The 14,888-nt window shown below is 57.5% G+C and carries 16 protein-coding genes and 1 pseudogene; all 17 read right to left on the bottom strand.

Annotated features, from left to right (window positions below):
- Nucleotides 1–20: 20 nt before the first annotated feature.
- A pseudogene (locus tag LKD37_RS04830) lies at nucleotides 21–1,848 on the bottom strand (DNA cytosine methyltransferase).
- The gene (locus LKD37_RS04840; RefSeq protein WP_302928149.1) at nucleotides 1,845–2,735 is read right to left on the bottom strand and encodes a conjugal transfer protein TrbL family protein; all 891 of its coding nucleotides are present in this window, start codon (nucleotides 2,733–2,735) and stop codon (nucleotides 1,845–1,847) included. Before LKD37_RS04840 ends, LKD37_RS04830 begins: the two are co-directional and overlap by 4 nt.
- A 110-nt stretch (nucleotides 2,736–2,845) precedes the next feature.
- On the bottom strand, nucleotides 2,846–3,166 hold the full coding sequence (locus LKD37_RS04845; protein ID WP_302928150.1) for a type II toxin-antitoxin system RelE/ParE family toxin: 321 nt from the start codon (nucleotides 3,164–3,166) through the stop codon (nucleotides 2,846–2,848).
- On the bottom strand, nucleotides 3,153–3,434 hold the full coding sequence (locus LKD37_RS04850; RefSeq protein WP_302928151.1) for a type II toxin-antitoxin system Phd/YefM family antitoxin: 282 nt from the start codon (nucleotides 3,432–3,434) through the stop codon (nucleotides 3,153–3,155). The genes LKD37_RS04845 and LKD37_RS04850 overlap by 14 nt, the downstream gene beginning before the upstream one ends.
- A gap of 83 nt (nucleotides 3,435–3,517) precedes the next feature.
- The gene (locus tag LKD37_RS04855) at nucleotides 3,518–3,859 is read right to left on the bottom strand and encodes a DUF3852 domain-containing protein (RefSeq protein ID WP_302928152.1); all 342 of its coding nucleotides are present in this window, start codon (nucleotides 3,857–3,859) and stop codon (nucleotides 3,518–3,520) included.
- Between the two features lie 12 nt (nucleotides 3,860–3,871).
- Nucleotides 3,872–4,582: a DUF3849 domain-containing protein gene (locus tag LKD37_RS04860; protein ID WP_302928153.1), complete on the bottom strand. Its 711-nt coding sequence runs from the start codon at nucleotides 4,580–4,582 to the stop codon at nucleotides 3,872–3,874.
- On the bottom strand, nucleotides 4,569–4,937 hold the full coding sequence (locus LKD37_RS04865) for a hypothetical protein (protein WP_302928154.1): 369 nt from the start codon (nucleotides 4,935–4,937) through the stop codon (nucleotides 4,569–4,571). Before LKD37_RS04865 ends, LKD37_RS04860 begins: the two co-directional genes overlap by 14 nt.
- A gap of 12 nt (nucleotides 4,938–4,949) precedes the next feature.
- Nucleotides 4,950–5,903, bottom strand: coding sequence for a DNA adenine methylase (locus LKD37_RS04870; RefSeq protein ID WP_302928155.1), 954 nt, complete (start codon nucleotides 5,901–5,903; stop codon nucleotides 4,950–4,952).
- Nucleotides 5,904–5,907: 4 nt separating this feature from the next.
- Nucleotides 5,908–6,201 carry an HTH domain-containing protein gene (locus LKD37_RS04875; RefSeq protein WP_302928156.1) on the bottom strand — a complete coding sequence of 98 codons (294 nt, stop codon included), beginning with the start codon at nucleotides 6,199–6,201 and terminating at the stop codon, nucleotides 5,908–5,910.
- Between the two features lie 94 nt (nucleotides 6,202–6,295).
- Entirely contained in the window at nucleotides 6,296–7,462 is a 1,167-nt protein-coding gene (locus tag LKD37_RS04880) for an antirestriction protein ArdA (RefSeq protein ID WP_302928157.1), read from the bottom strand.
- Entirely contained in the window at nucleotides 7,455–8,435 is a 981-nt protein-coding gene (locus tag LKD37_RS04885) for a DUF4314 domain-containing protein (protein WP_302928158.1), read from the bottom strand. The genes LKD37_RS04880 and LKD37_RS04885 overlap by 8 nt, the downstream gene beginning before the upstream one ends.
- A 251-nt stretch (nucleotides 8,436–8,686) precedes the next feature.
- Nucleotides 8,687–9,361 (bottom strand): class C sortase, encoded by a 675-nt coding sequence (locus LKD37_RS04890; protein WP_302928159.1) that lies wholly within the window; start codon nucleotides 9,359–9,361, stop codon nucleotides 8,687–8,689.
- A complete protein-coding gene (locus tag LKD37_RS04895; RefSeq protein WP_302928160.1) occupies nucleotides 9,354–10,172 on the bottom strand; it encodes a class C sortase in 819 nt (272 codons plus the stop codon). The genes LKD37_RS04890 and LKD37_RS04895 overlap by 8 nt, the downstream gene beginning before the upstream one ends.
- Nucleotides 10,169–11,998 carry a SpaH/EbpB family LPXTG-anchored major pilin gene (locus LKD37_RS04900; protein WP_302928161.1) on the bottom strand — a complete coding sequence of 610 codons (1,830 nt, stop codon included), beginning with the start codon at nucleotides 11,996–11,998 and terminating at the stop codon, nucleotides 10,169–10,171. Before LKD37_RS04900 ends, LKD37_RS04895 begins: the two co-directional genes overlap by 4 nt.
- A gap of 3 nt (nucleotides 11,999–12,001) precedes the next feature.
- Nucleotides 12,002–13,429: a SpaA isopeptide-forming pilin-related protein gene (locus tag LKD37_RS04905; RefSeq protein WP_302928162.1), complete on the bottom strand. Its 1,428-nt coding sequence runs from the start codon at nucleotides 13,427–13,429 to the stop codon at nucleotides 12,002–12,004.
- Nucleotides 13,430–13,507: 78 nt separating this feature from the next.
- The gene (locus LKD37_RS04910) at nucleotides 13,508–14,146 is read right to left on the bottom strand and encodes a hypothetical protein (RefSeq protein WP_302928163.1); all 639 of its coding nucleotides are present in this window, start codon (nucleotides 14,144–14,146) and stop codon (nucleotides 13,508–13,510) included.
- A 142-nt stretch (nucleotides 14,147–14,288) separates the two neighbouring features.
- A partial coding sequence (locus tag LKD37_RS04915; RefSeq protein ID WP_370686855.1) for a hypothetical protein occupies nucleotides 14,289–14,888 on the bottom strand: 600 nt, incomplete at its 5' end.

Genomic DNA, 14,888 nt, shown 5'->3' on the forward strand with positions numbered 1-14,888 from the left:
AGGCAGCATACCGGACAAGTCTAACGAACATATGCGCCCATTTGGATGGCCTGCACCAAACAGTGCATCACGAAGTCCACACAGGGGATGGCCACACTGTTGCCCAAGGCCTTATACCTTGCGCTGTCGGATGCACCGGGGATGTCCGTCCACCCGTCCGGGAAGCCCTGCAATCTCTCACATTCCAATGGAGTCAGGCGGCGAATGAGATGGGCATGGACATCTGCCTTTTGGCAAACGAGATCGACGGCATCTTTACACTGCCGTGCGCTCTGTGTGCTGACCACATCATTCTCCCTGAAGTCATCCACACGCTGGCGGCTGTAGACCGCATGGTGATCTGTGGCAGTCAGGGTATAGGCGATGTCCTGCTGGTATCCAATGCCGTTCCCGCCGTTCTGCGGCTGGCGGTCTATGGCATTTCCCGTAATGCAGATCACAGGTTCCTGCTCCACCAGCGGTACATTGTTTCCGCCCGTCCCATAGCGGGCCGACATGGTAGGCGCAACCTCCTCCATCTGCCGGTAGCGGGCATCAATGCCGTGGTTTTCATACACCAGCGGCTGATGGCCGTGCTCCTGCGCCCGCAGTGTGCCTGTCATACCCTCGGAAATTTCCATGATCTGACCGCCTTGATCGTTGATGCACAGCACAGATGGCATACAGTTCCCACTGGCACCCGCCTTCAGTGTCGGAGCAACGCTTTCGTGGTATCCGATGCTCCCGGCACTGGCCCCGGCACCTGCAGAAAAACCGGCAACAAAGGTCTGCTGTTTTATTCCCGGCTGTGCATTTAGAGCACCCGCCACATCATGTAAGTCACGAACCTCATCTCTTTGGTTGGCCGCAAAGGCTATAACGCCATTCCTGCCGGTGGACATCCCACAGTTCACGCCCAAGGTCGCTGCCACATCGCCGGTCAAGTCTCCGTTGTAGCCGTCAAAGCCCTCAGTGTTTTCACTTGCCTGCGTCACGAAAGTCTGCATCTGCATATTTGAGGTGGCCATCAGCGCACCAGACACCCCTTGCAGGTCGATGCCCTCGTCCCGCTGGTTGATGTGATAGGCATCTATATCTGTGATCTGGCCGTCCGGGAGCGCAAGACCCGCCTGGATCTTCAGCGCCCGTTCCAGCTTCTTTGGCAGCGCTTTGCCTCGTTCAAACGCCCGGCGCAGTATCCCCAAACAAGCCCTCGGCGTCAAATAATACTTTGTCGGCGGTGCGCCCTGCAAAATCCGCGATAAGGAAGATTCTCTTGCGTCTCTGGGGGACACCCCAGTATTGAGCGTCCAGGCACCGCCAGCATAGGGAGAAATCAGTTCCCAGTAGGATTCGCCCAGCAGGTTGCCATGCCCAGGGGTAAGGTCCAGGGACATGAACGGTACCGCACTTAATTCGGACGATCTCTTCCAGGACGATGCGGAAGTCCTCGCCTTTCCGCTCTCCGCTGGAGAAGGCTCCCGGCACATTTTCCCATACCATAAATCGGGGCCGAATATGGATACCTGCCCGGCCTCGTGATCTGTCTGCATCTCTCATCTCCTTTACGATGCGGATCTGTTCCATGAAGAGGCCGGAGCGCTCTCCGGCCAGCCCGGCTCTGGCTCCGGCCACGGACAGATCCTGACACGGGCTGCCGCCGCAGATGATATCCACCGGCGGCAGCATGGCCCCATCCAGCTTCGTAATATCTCCATAATGCAGCATCCCCGGCAGCCGCTGCTGCGTGACTCTGATGGGAAACGGCTCGATCTCACTGGCCCATAGGGGGATGACACCGTTGTGTATAGCCGCCAGCGGAAAGCCGCCAATGCCGTCAAACAGGCTGCCCATAGTAATGCACCTCATTTGGCCGCCACCGTCCGGGCAATATTGACGGCGCTCTGAGCTGTGTAAACCGCCGAGGTAAGATTGGCCTTCGTGGTGGTGTCCAGCCCAAAGGCCCCAGCGATGCGGGGAATTTCCCCGGCAGAGAGCATGAGTCCCAAGCCCAGCAGGGCGTGGTCTTTGAACACCATCAGCCCGGCCACAAGGATGGTGGCCTGCAAGAAAGCCGTGAGACACAGGCCGATGACCTGTTTGCACCACTGGATGAATCCATCTCCATACCCCCTGGGCACGGAGAACATATAAAGGCTCCCCACGGCAATTTGAATCAGCAAAATACCGCCGCGCTTCAGATTGCTGAAAAACACCTTAATGACCGCATAGGCCATGAGGATAAGGCAGAAAAGAACCATAAGCCCGCTGGTCTCCCGCCCAAATCCCCGCAGGGGATAGGTAGACTCCGTCAGACTTTCCAGGTTTTCAAGATCTGCCAGCGCCGCCTTTGCCGCATCCCCGATGCTGGTGGACCCGAAGCCGGTGATGCCCGCCGTCAAGGTGCCCTGCAAAGAAATTGCCAAAGAATAGAGCCGCACCGGCACCTGGGTAAAAAGAGAGACGGCCAGAAATCCCTTAAGGACATTCAGCGCCGTCTCTTTCACATTGCCCCGCCCAGCGGAATACTCGATGCCGCATTCAAACACAGCCACCACCAGTCCCGTGGCAAACAGGGCCCAGCCCAAATAGGAGAAAAACAGCACCACGCTCTGCACCCAGTTCATCTCGAAGAGCTCAGCGCCCATGCTGCCCATCTCCGAAAAGAAATTCCCGAGAAAACCAACCACCTGACTGTAAAACCAGTCCACGATCTGGCCCAGTATTTTGTCCGCTACAAAGTCCCATATAAACAATGAATCACCTCCCAGAATGTAAAAAGCACTCTACTGATCCAGCAGAGTGCTTCTGTCTATATTCGTTTTTTTGGCCACAGTTCCATTTTGTTTCCAACGCCCTTGGCCTTTCACGGAGTGAGCAACCATTGATAATCCTGCCGCCCATCGATCACATACTCCACATAGACCACCTGATCTTTTACTTGATACAGCAAAATGTGGTATTTGTCAAAGATGAGCTTGCGATACTTCTCGACCGTAAAAACCTCGGAACGCAGCACAGGATTGCGAAACGGAAATCGTTCCAAAGAGACTGCCGCCTGACGAAAACCGGAAACCAGTTTGTGCGCCAATTTTTCATCCAGCCTTGCGGCAAATGCCGCATGCTCCACCAACTGCTGGGCGGCCCGCTTCGAGACGACTACTCGATACGATTCATGCTCCGGCATGGCGTACCTCCTGGATCGCCACCTCCATCATGGCGGCCACCTCATCTACGGAATGATCCACAGCGCCGTGCAGGCGATCTTCCTCCACGGCAAGCAATTCTTCCCGCAGCTTCAGCATCTTTTCCCGATGGGTAAACGCCTCGATGTCCATGACTACCAGATCGCCCTCACCGTTTTTGGTCAGATAAACGGGTTCGCCGGTCGTCTTACACAGCTCCGCAATATCATTATAGTTTTGCCGAATGGCGGCACTTGGCTTGATATACATATTCGCTCTCCTTACATAGCAGTTTTATAACTATATTATACCATTAAACTGCTATTATGCAAGAGGAATATTGACTTGCGCCGTTATACCCCGATAATACTCCAAATATACAGCGGCGCCGTCAGCGTGAACACAAGGCATGCAAACAGAATGGCCGGAGCCGTCCATTCAAATTGCCCTGTTTTCCGATAGTCAAAATACGCCGTCCCCAGCTTCACGAAGAAGAAAATAGCCAGAATCATGTCGATGGCGGGGAATACCACCTTGTTGACCACCGACTTGATCTGCCCGGACGCCGCCGTCCAGGTGCTCTCCACCGCACCCGCCACATCGCCGCTGCCTGCGGCAAAAGCCGCCACAGACAGCAGGCAGCACAGCAGCGCCGTGATACTCAGAATGAGCATGATACGCTTTGCAGTTTTCATTTTGCGTCCTCCTTACAGTGTCATTTCATTCATGCCGTGCCGCAGCTCGGCCAATTTTTCCGCTGCCCAGTCAGGGATACACTCGTCACGGATAATGCCCACGAACTCAGAGCGGTTCCACCTCGTGGTCTCACCGTCTCCCAAACAGGTGCAGAGTACCGAGCGTCCACGGGCGTGAGGCCGACAGCCAAAGCCGCTCAGGGCCAGCCACAGCTGATTCTCCGGCTGCCAGTAGGATTCCCGCAGCGTATCCGGCGACAGGATCAGCACCCTGCCGGTGAAGTCCTGCTCCCCGGAGTTGGGTTCACAGTGTTCTGCGCCGAACAGGTGCAGCTTTGCCAGCTCCGCCCGGTATTCGCTGACGAATCCGTCCAGCACGGCGGGATGGCTGTTTATGAGGAAGGTATGCCTGTGTCCTCCATCTTCGGGGACGAAGACGGAGCGGCTCCACTGCTTATTGGTCTCATGGTAGCGGCCATCATAGGACTGCTCCTGCAAAGTGTTGGCCAGCACAAAGCCCACCCGTTTGTAGCCATACTGGTCGATAACGCTTTTGGCGCAGTCAGTGCTGAGATGCATCCCATCAAAGCCCTTGCGGATGGCCAGCTCTATGGCCCCGGCGCAGGCACAGTTGGTGCGGAAGTTAGCACGCCACAGCTCCAACTCGCCCCGTTCCCGAGCCTCTTTGGCCGTGTAGGGGTACAGTGCCTCACTCGGCAGCATAGACAATGTCTCCTTCCTCCAAAAGCTGCGCCAGTGCAGACGGGCAGCATCCACTCAGCATGAGCAGGGGGCGAATGTTTTCCGGTACCTGCGGCACATCGTCCATGTCCCTTTCGCAGTCGCCTGCGCAGGGCATCCTGCATGCCTCCTGCAGCACACCCAGCAGTTCTACGGAAGCCTGAGACAAGCCATCCAGTGCGTGCAGCAGCTGCAGTGCCGTCATTTCCTGCGGCATGAGCAGGATGTGGTCCTGTCCCAGCCACGCAGACAGGGAGATACCCGCCAAGCCCAGTTCCTCCAGCGCACCGTTGGGAATGAGCAGGCCGTTCTTTTCAAATTTCATTTCATTGTTCATGCGAAGATCCTCCTATACTTTTAAAGGCCGCTGCGGTGTATGCACCAGCCTGCACGATTTGCCCCGGCTGTCATAGTCGCCGAAGAAGGACATCTGCGGCGCAAAGGTGCGGGGATCGTAGTTGGTCATGATGTACTCATGGTACTTGTTGTTTTTCTTCTTGGACTGGCTGTTGGGGCGCTCCACCTCGTAAATGAAGAAATCATCGTACAGCTCCCGGATGTATGGGCAGTTGTTATAGGACACCATAGCGAAGCCCGTATGCTTTACCAGTACATCGTGGAGCCGCTGGTGGTCGCTGCGTGGAAACTCCACCGTATAGCATTCCGCCTCATAGTAGGGTGGGTCACAGTAGACCACGGTCTGCGGGTCGTTGCGGGCAGTGATAATGCTCTCGAAATCCTTATTTTCCAGTACCGCATCCTTCAGCCGATGGGAGCACTCCCACAGATCCCGGAAAAACCGCCGTATATCGCAGGAGCCTACGCCATAGCTGTCTCCGCTGCCATTGTAGCTGTAGCGCTGCAGCTTATAGAACGCTGCGGCACGGCGCACATTGCCTAAACTGCCACGCTCCAAAAGCAGCTGCCGCACGACCTCCCCATGGGGTGGTTCAAAAAACACCTCCGTCAGATCCAACTGCCGTTCCATGTACTCCATGGTGAAGTCCTCGCCCTGCAGCTGACGCTGCAATACATCAAATTCATCGTGGGCGTTGATAGGGAGAAAGCCCAGCTCCCTGACCAGCTCCAGCGGACGCTCCTTGGCGCAGAAGAGCAGGTTATATAAATCGTGGTTCAGGTCGTTGTAGATCTGCAGACACCCGCTGGGAACGGAAGTATTCATGGTGATAATGCCGCTGCCGCCAAACACATCCACCAGTGTCTTGTAGTGGGTAGGCAGCAGCATTTGGATGGCCCACATGAGCTGGGCCTTGCCGCCTACCCACGGCATGAGCTTCGTCATCTGCCTACTCACCGAATTTCTCCAGCGCCCGCTCCAGTCCGGAGATGGCGGCGTCTAACCCGCTGCGCATTTTCTCAAGGCTTCGGATGGTGGCATAGACCTCTGCCGCCGTCTCCGCATAGTAATACCCCCGCTGATCTGCTGCAATCGGCACAGTGCCTCGCCGCAGGCGGTTGATGTGCCTGCGAAGCTCGTTTCCGCTGATGCCCAGCGCCCGCTCCAATTCCCGGCTGCTGACCACATTTTTATGTCCCTTGCATCCGTTCTCCAGATACCGGGAGATGGTCTCCTTCGTCATTCTTGTGTTCCTTTCCTGAAGCCGCTCACCGAAAAGGGCGCAAAAAGAGGGACCGCTGTCCCTTTTCGGAAAGCGGCCCCATTATTGATTCAGTTTACTGCATGGTCATATCCACGCCCTGCTGCGGCAGATGCATAGGCTGTCCATCCGGACGATGGACATAGCCATAGTCACTGAGGATGCCCCTATCTCTATACATCAGGTCTGCGCCGTAGGCGGTGAGATTCAAATTCCGGATGAGCAGGTCAAGCTCTGGCCCGTCTGCCATAAGGGAAAGTTCCTCCCGTGCCCGATCCTCCAACGAGTGGATATTCGGTTCGAAGGCGTATTCACTCAAGTGCTCTGTCAGCGCCATGGCATCCTCCAGCTTGTAAATATCCAGCTGACTGGCCACTGCCTTGAACGCCGCCAGTTCCCCATTTGCATCCAGCATTTCGAGACACTGCGCAAATTGATTGACCTGCTCCATGCTGGTGTGAGCCATATCTACGAAGGCCCACATCTCCGGCATGGCGGTGTCGCATTCCTCCAGCTGCACCTCCTGCCAGCTATCCACCTCCAGACAATCCAGCACGGCATCCAGCTCCGCCTGCTTTGCGGGCAGGTACAACTTTACAGCACGGACATCACTGACGCAGAGGAAATGGATCATATACGGCGGCTTCCGGGGCGGCCTGCCCAAGTTGGGCGGGGCCTGCCGCAGCTCGGCTTCCCGTACTACATAGCCGTTCGGGGTCATAGCGCCGTGTTCGTCCCTGCGCATTTTTTCGCCGATCTTGGCATAGTCCAACAGCTCCAGCACACTATCCGGCACCTGTTCCAGTTCCGACAGGAAATCGTTCTCCACATAGAACCGGCCTAATGCCGCATCATCCCGGACCTCCGGCACCACATGGCAGCCATCCACACTGTATGCCAGATCCAGCAATCGCTGGAGGGTCAGTTCACCGCCATTGGTTTGGCACAGCTTGTCGACCTCCATCTGCACCAGTCCCTCAAAAGCGATGGCTTCTACATGGTCGAATGTGCTCAGCTGCTCCGCCAAGGCGTTGAACTGATACAGGTCACTGTCATCAAGGAGCGGGGCAAGAAATCCGTACCGTCCAATGTCCTCCACCTGCCAATAGGATTCCCGCCCATCCTCCAGCCGCAGCTTATCCAGTGCGTCTATCAGTTCCCACGGCGTAGCGGGCAGATCCAGCTCTGCGTGATTACTGCAATCCGGATTGCCCATATATATGGAAAATACCTTTTTACCCAAGCTCCATACCTCCTCTCTGCTGCACGATGTCCATGCAGTGATCCGGGTCTGCGCCGGGGACATCCCAGCCGCACATGCTGCCGATCTTCATGGCCTCCTCCTGAGCGGGCGTCACACCCAGCTTCCGGTTCTGCTCGTCTGCAATGCGGCGGTTTTCCTGAGCATCCGTCGTAGACCAGCCGCTGGGATAGTACCCGCTCTCCCCTCGCTTCACGCAGATGAGCTGCCCCGTACCCGGCAGCAGGGTAAAGCACAGCTGAGGCAGCTTGTCCCGATAAGGCTCAAACTGCTCCTGCTCCGTCCGGATGCTCCAGTCCTCATCCTGCCACAGGTGCACATACAGCTCCCGGCCGCCATCCAGTGTGATCTCTTGCTGCTCGAAGCCCTCGCCCCAGCCGTCCGAGGCTTGGCCGGAGATGTACTTCTTCAGCGCAGCCAGCTCTCCGGCCGACAGTTCGCCGCTGATCTGACACTCCGCCACGCCCCACAGCCTGCCGTGCCGCTGCTCCACATCGAAGACAACGGAATGTACCTTGTCGTTGACGCTGTCCGGTTTTCTGTACCAGTACATGATGCCTCTGACCTGTTCCTCCTGCATGCGGTTTTTGAATAAGGCGCTGCGGATCTTGTCCTCATACGATGCCAATTCGCCGCCGGTGAGCCGTTCCGCCTCCTCCGGCATATCGCCCCACTCGTCCGGCTCGTAGAGCTCAGCGGTGAGGGGCATATACAGCTTCAGCACGCTGCGTTCGGGCGGCAGGACAGTGAAGCTGTCCTCGCCGGGGATAAGGGCCAGAGTCCGCCCGTTGTCCCATTTCATCTGAAATTGCCCGGCGTCATCTACGCACACGAGCGTACCCTCTGTGCCGGGTGCTACCGGCGCATAGGGGTCCTCCATGGAAACCAGCCGAATGCGGGTGCCGGGCGGGTATTTTTCCCGCAGGAATTTCACCATTTTCTCGGATGTAAACATTTTTAGATCCCTCCTATTTTCTGTGTGTATTCAGATAGCGCATATGGATCATCCTCACTGAAGAAATCCAGCAAAATATCATCTGCCGCCTTGCAGACGGCAGGATCGTCTGTCAGGACTTCGTAGCGAAACCCGGTGGTATCCCGATAGGGCAGTTCCGCCCGGATACAGTCCAGAAACGACTCTGCATCGTAATAGAGGATGTCATCGTCCCCGACAAATGTGGCCTTGCCAATAGGCTCTATAATGCATCACTTCCTTCTTTCGCAATACACCACCAGCCGTTGCCGCCCGCCGCTGGCGTAGGGGTGGCAGGTGATGAGCGTCAGCAGGTTACGCCCCGGCTGGATTTTGATTTTGTCCACCTGGTCCGGCTGGATGATCTTCATATCAACCACGGCATAGGTGAGTGTTTCCCATAGACTCGTAATCGTTACGGTATCGCCCGCCTGCAAGCGGTCTATGTGCCGAAAATAATCCGCGCCATACCATCCTCTATGCCCGGCAACGACGCAGTTGGTACTCATGCCGCCAATGGGCGCCGAAGTATTCCCCAGTACGGCGGCCCCTGCGGCAAGGTGCGAATCCGACGCGCCCAAGTAGACCGGCATGACCAGCTCCAGCGCAGGGATCTCCAGCACGCCTATGATCTCGTCCTCCACGCCGTAGTCTCTCAGCAATACAGCAGGCTCCTCACAAGCCGCAGCATCGGCCAGTCCCGCCTGCCGCTCCGTATAAATGCGCTGGTTATATCCCTGCAAGTCCGCCAGCAACTCGGGGTACGGCTGTCTTGCCTCCTCCAAAAAGCTCTGTGCCGCCGCGCTCATGTCCGCTCGCAGCCTATGCCCGGAAACCACCGGCCGCAGCAGAATACAAAGCCCCGCCACGGCCAGCGCCACCGCCAACAAAGCAGCTTTTTTACCCACGGCGTCGCCTCCTTGCAAAGAAGCAGATCCCGCCGATTGAAGCCAACACACCAAGGCCGATGCCCAAGCCCGTAAGATAGTGCTGCGTCCACGAAGACGCAGCCTTCGGAGTTTTTCCATTTTCTACCACCAGCTCCGGCACATACGGCACCCGATGTCCCCGCACCAGCAGCCGGTGGGTGTTCACCCCAAAGGGCGTACAAGTCACCAGCGTCACCAGGTCTTGCCCGTCCTTGATTTGCAGCAGCGATGTGTCCGAAGGCAGTACCGTGGCGATCTGGTCCACCTCGTAGGCCAGCACCTCACCCAGCACATGGATATAGAAAACATCGCCTTTCACCAACTGGTCAATGTCCGAAAAGAGCTTCGCCGAAGCCATCCCGCTGTGTGCCGACAGCACCGCATGGGTGCCTGCCCCGCCCACAGGCAGAGAAGTGCCCACCACATGCCCCACGGCCCGTTCCAGCGTTTCCGCCCCCGTGCCGTGCCGCACCGGGAGATACACGCCGATCTTCGGGATGTCGATAGTACACATGGCCCCGCCCACGGTGAGCTGCCCCGCATAGAGCATGGGAGGAGCAGAAGCCCCTCCCGTACTGACCGCCGCCTCGCCCCGCAGCAAGGCATTATACGCCTCCGCCGCCCGACGCTGCTCGGCCAGTTCCGTATCGTCGGTGCCCGCAATAGCGGCGGTGTACACCGCCTCCACATCCGAATGATACTTTTCACTCAACAGCTCACACAGTAGCGGATAAAGCAGCAGCCCCAGCGCCAAAATGCCGCAGGCCACCGCCAGCAGTCGCCATTTCACCGGTCGTTCCTGTTGTGCTTCCGGCCCCGGACCACAATAAACGCCGCCACGCCCAGCAGCATACAGCCGCCCACGGTGAACATCCAGGTGCCGTAACCGCCTGTCTTAGGCAGGTCGAAGCCGGGGTTGTTGATGACCGTCAGCGGCACGATGGCATTGCCGTCCTCCATGTCCACCGCGTCGCCGTTGACGCTGCCGCTGGCCGTCAGGAGCTTCACACCACAGGTCTCGCAGGCGCTCTCGCCCTCCGCAGCGGTAATAACAATTTCAATACCATCCTTCAGCAGCACATACCCCTTGTCCGTGGCGGTCTCTGTCATCGTATAGGTATCGTCCTCCAGACCCATGACCCGGATGTGCCCCTCCCCGTTGGGCACGAACGCCGTGGCCTTGCTCTCCTTCACCTCGTGGCCGGTGACATGGTACACGCCGTCCACCAGCTCCGCCGTCACAAAATAGCCGTCCGTGTCGTTGTGCAGCAGGAAATGAACATTGGCCAGGTCACCCTTGCCGTCCGAAAACTGCTTCAGCACATCCACACCGTAGGTATACACATGGCAGCAGTCCTGGAGCATATCAAAGTAGCCTGTATTGGTGCGCTTCCAGGTCAGCACCACCTCGTTGGGGTTGTCGGTATCACCCAGCTGTGCGTCAGCGGTAAGGGTAGCGGCATAGGTGATCCGCATGGTGCAGTCGCTGTATCCACGCTTCACGCTGCCCGTGTAAACGCTCTCAGATTCGTTGATGTCCGCCAGCCCGGTCTCTGTCATACCAATGGTCATGGTGTTGCCAGCGTCATCATAGCTGACGGCAAACTTGCCGGAATCCTCGTTCCAAGCCGTAATCTGATCTGTGCATCCGGCATCCCGGAAGAACTCAATGATCACATCGCTTCTGTTGTAGCGAATGCCCTCGCTCATCGTGTCCACAAAGGTATAGATAGTGAGGCTGGTAGCCTTGGAGGTGATGGTGGGCAGTGTGCTGATGATCTGATAGTCCACCACATCGCCCACGGAGGCGGTGGCGGTGTGTGCATAGCCATCCGCAATGTCGGTCAGGCTGCCGGTATTCTTGCCGGTGCTGTTCTTGTCCTCCCGGACGGTCTTTTCAAGGTCCGGGCTGCCGGTTTGGTTCTTGGGGTACACGGTCACATCATAGTTCCAGTCTTTGCCGTCGATAGTGGTCATGGGCAGAGACACGAAGAATGGGTTGCAGGTGCTGGTGACATTCTCCGGCACACGGGTCTCCACCGCCAGATACAACCCCTGCTCCAGACCGCTGACCTTGCTATGTCCGTTTTCATCCGTCTCGGGCATGGCCTTGCCGCCATTTCGGGCAGCAGCTTCCAGCGCATTTTTGACGGTGGTGGCGTTGGCGGCCAGTGCATCGCTCATGGCCTTGTTCAGCTTGTCGGCGGTATAGTAGCGGGTGCCGTTTTCGCTCTTGTGTGCATCTGCGGCGGTCAGGCCGATGGCCTGGAGCACGGTATCCTCGGCAAAGCCGTACAGCACACCTACTTGACGCTGCCCGTCCACCAGTTCATTGTTCATGGCGATGTCAGCTACCCGCAGATAGGTGAACTCCACGCCCTGAATAGCGTACTGCGCCAGCTTGTCGGTAACGGCATCGTCCTGCACACCGGTGCTGACATAGGACGCCGTATTCCACGCCCCGTCCTCGCTGGCCGCCGTGATGTCGTACTTATAAAGGGAAAGGGACGCTTTCCGTCCGGAGTCAATGGTCGGCGCTGCGAACGCTGTGCTGATAAGCCCCAAGGCCATGACCATGGCCAGAAGCAGCGCCCAAAGTCGTTTCGTTTTCTTCATGGTTCAGTTCTCCTTTTTCATGTAAGATTTTTTGCAAAAATAAACACCCATGCCGAGCATGAGTGCCGCAAACAGAATATAAATTGTGAAGCCTGCGCCGCCCGTAAAGGGCAGCGCAAAGCCCGCGTTGTTGCAGGCGGTAATGGTGATGTCCCGGTCGCTTGCGTCCAGCGTTCCCACGAACAGAGGCTCCGTCAGCAGCGTCATTCCCTCCGCCGCCTGCACCTCCGTCACCCGGTAGTAGGTACTGCCGTCTGCTGTCAGATTTTCCCAGCAAACCGAGCCGCTTGCATCCGTTTCCGCCGCGCTCACCTCCTGCCAGTTCACCTGATCCGCAGAGGATTCCAGCAGGAATCGGATCCCGGACAGAGGATCACCGGCGGCGTCCACCTTCTTCACCGTGATCCTGCCGGGGATGGCAGCGGTCTTGATCTTCAAATACGCCGTTACCGGGTCCCGGACGCTGGCAGAGTAGGTAACCACATCCTGAATACCGGTAGGTTCGCCCCACACGCCATCGCCCCACACCACCATACCGGCGCTGGTAGTGCCCTCTTTGGCGGCTGTGATGGTAACGGCATCCGAAATAGGCTTTTCCGTAGAAACCGTCAGCACATCTCCGTTCTTGCTGAAAGTCAGATCGGCATCCTCACAGCTGAAGCTGTACTTTCCCAGCATCCCGTTGGTGTCGGTGACGCTGCCGGTAAACTTGCTTCCGTCCCAAGTCAGCTCCAGCGTCTCTGCATCGGTGGCGGTAGAAGTGCAGAAGCTGGGACGTTTGCTGTGGGTCTGCACAGAATCTACAATGGAATCATAGTAGCTGAGGATCTTGCCCCGCAGGGGATGGGTGGCATCCACCCGCTCCAAGGCCTCGTTATAGCCCATAGACTTCACATCAATATGGCGGAAGCTGCTGTCCCGTTCGCCTGCCACTACCTCCCAAATGAGGACCTGCGTGGCATAGGCCCAGGCCATCTTCTCCGCCGTGCTCTCTACATCTGCCCACCAGCCGCCGCCAATGGTCCCGTGGTAGCCGTAGCTCATGATACGGCCAATCAGCCGCTGCACTTCGCGGGGCGTAAGGGGATGCCCGTCCGACAAAGTCAGGTGATCCCACCATGTATCGTCGTGGTCTGTGAGGGAATCGTAGTTTTTCTGCGGTGCGCCGGGTTCGATGCAGTAGGCCACCTCTCCCTGCCAGGAATCCAGACAACGGAACTGCGTGTAGCTTGTGGCCGATACCCGGTAGCCAAAGCGCAGATTCAGCACGCCGTGGCCCCAGTTACCGTCGGATTTCAAGGTGTCATCTGACAGCGGGAAATTCCAGATGTACACCTGTTTGGATGCGGCGAGGGCTGTGGTAGGCAGCAGGCACAGGCACAGTACCAACGCCAGCAGAAAAGCCGTCCCGCACTTGATGATTCGTTTCAAAATAGGCCTCCCATTCTCGTAAATTTTTACATAAGAAAAAGGCTCTCAATGAGAGCCTTTCCTCTAATATGGCTGCCGTTATCCGCGTCCGATGAACAGCTCATACTGCCCGTCTCCGATCTGTTCTGCCCAGATCCAGACGGCGGTGCAGCCTTCCTGATCCTTATAGTACGTCAGATCATCCCGGATATAGGCGGCCAAAACATCTTCCGTCTTGCTGCTGCACCGGATGGGCGTGTCCCATGTGCCGGCTGCCGCAGGATCCAGCACCAGCCCGATGCTCACGGCATAGTCCTTGGCGTAGGCCAGCCAGTAGTCCATGGCAAAGGCTTTCTCCTCCGGCTGTGGAGCTGCCTCATCCGTCACGGGTTCAGAGGGGGCGGATCCTGTGGGCGGAGTTTCAGGCGGCACAGTCTCGGCAGGCAGCACTTGCACCGGAGGAACTTCCGCCGCAGGCTTCGCTTCTCCGGCAGAGGAATTGGTTTTCTTTTCTCCCGACGGCTCCGCATCGACAGGGCCGGGGCGTTCTGCCTCATCTTGTGTTACGACCTCCGAAGGGTTTTCGTTTCCATTTTGCGCCGCTGTGGTCCCGGAAGCGGCGGCAGATGCCACTTGCGGCGGATCTCCTTCTGTCGTTTTCGCAGATGCTCCGGCTCCGCCGCAGCCTGCGAGGAGAAGCACGCTCAGCATACCCGCCATGATTTGCAGTTTTTTCATTTTGTACCTCCAGTTTTTATTTTTCTTTTCCGTCCTGTGTTGGTACACAACACAACTACCACAGGATCGCCCACAAGTCAACGGGAATCTGCGCAGCTGCCATAGAAAACGGGAGGCCCTCTGGCACGAGCTCCGTTCCAACTCATGCCATGCCGCCCATTTCCATGCGGGATGCTTCTTCCCGCGCCATGTTCTGCCACTGGACGGTCAGATCATAGGCCGTACAGTAGCAGTTATAATCGCCCGGAGACGGATTACAGCGCAGGCAGTAGCGGTAATGCTCGGTTTCCACGATGTAGCCGTAGTTCTGTGTCCAGCCGCCGCTGATTTTCCCGCCGTGTTCATAGCAGAAACGCTCCATGGCGAAGCGGTTTTTCAGCACACTCTCCCGCAGCGTGTCCACGACCTCCTGCAGCTCTGCCTTGAACGCGGGGCTGTTCAGCTCCTCCGGGCCACGGGGCCACCAGGTATGCCAAAACTCGTTGCCGCTGCGCCCGAAGTCCATACGGACATGTCCAACGGTACCCAGCCGCTTATCTTCATCGGGGTGCGGGGTATAAAATAAGCCCGCCTCCTCCGGGCGGGCAGGTCGGATATGAAATTTCATGTTCTCCGCGGGATACGAAAGCTGATGAGCCTCGCAGAACTCGCGGAGCGTCATATTGCCTTCATCGAGAAAACCGAGCTCATCCCGCACATCCAGCCGCCCGGACTTAGGCATCGCCAGCTTTTCCGGCATCAG

The sequence above is a fragment of the Brotocaccenecus cirricatena genome (assembly GCF_020687045.1).
Classification (GTDB): domain Bacteria; phylum Bacillota; class Clostridia; order Oscillospirales; family Oscillospiraceae; genus Vescimonas; species Vescimonas cirricatena.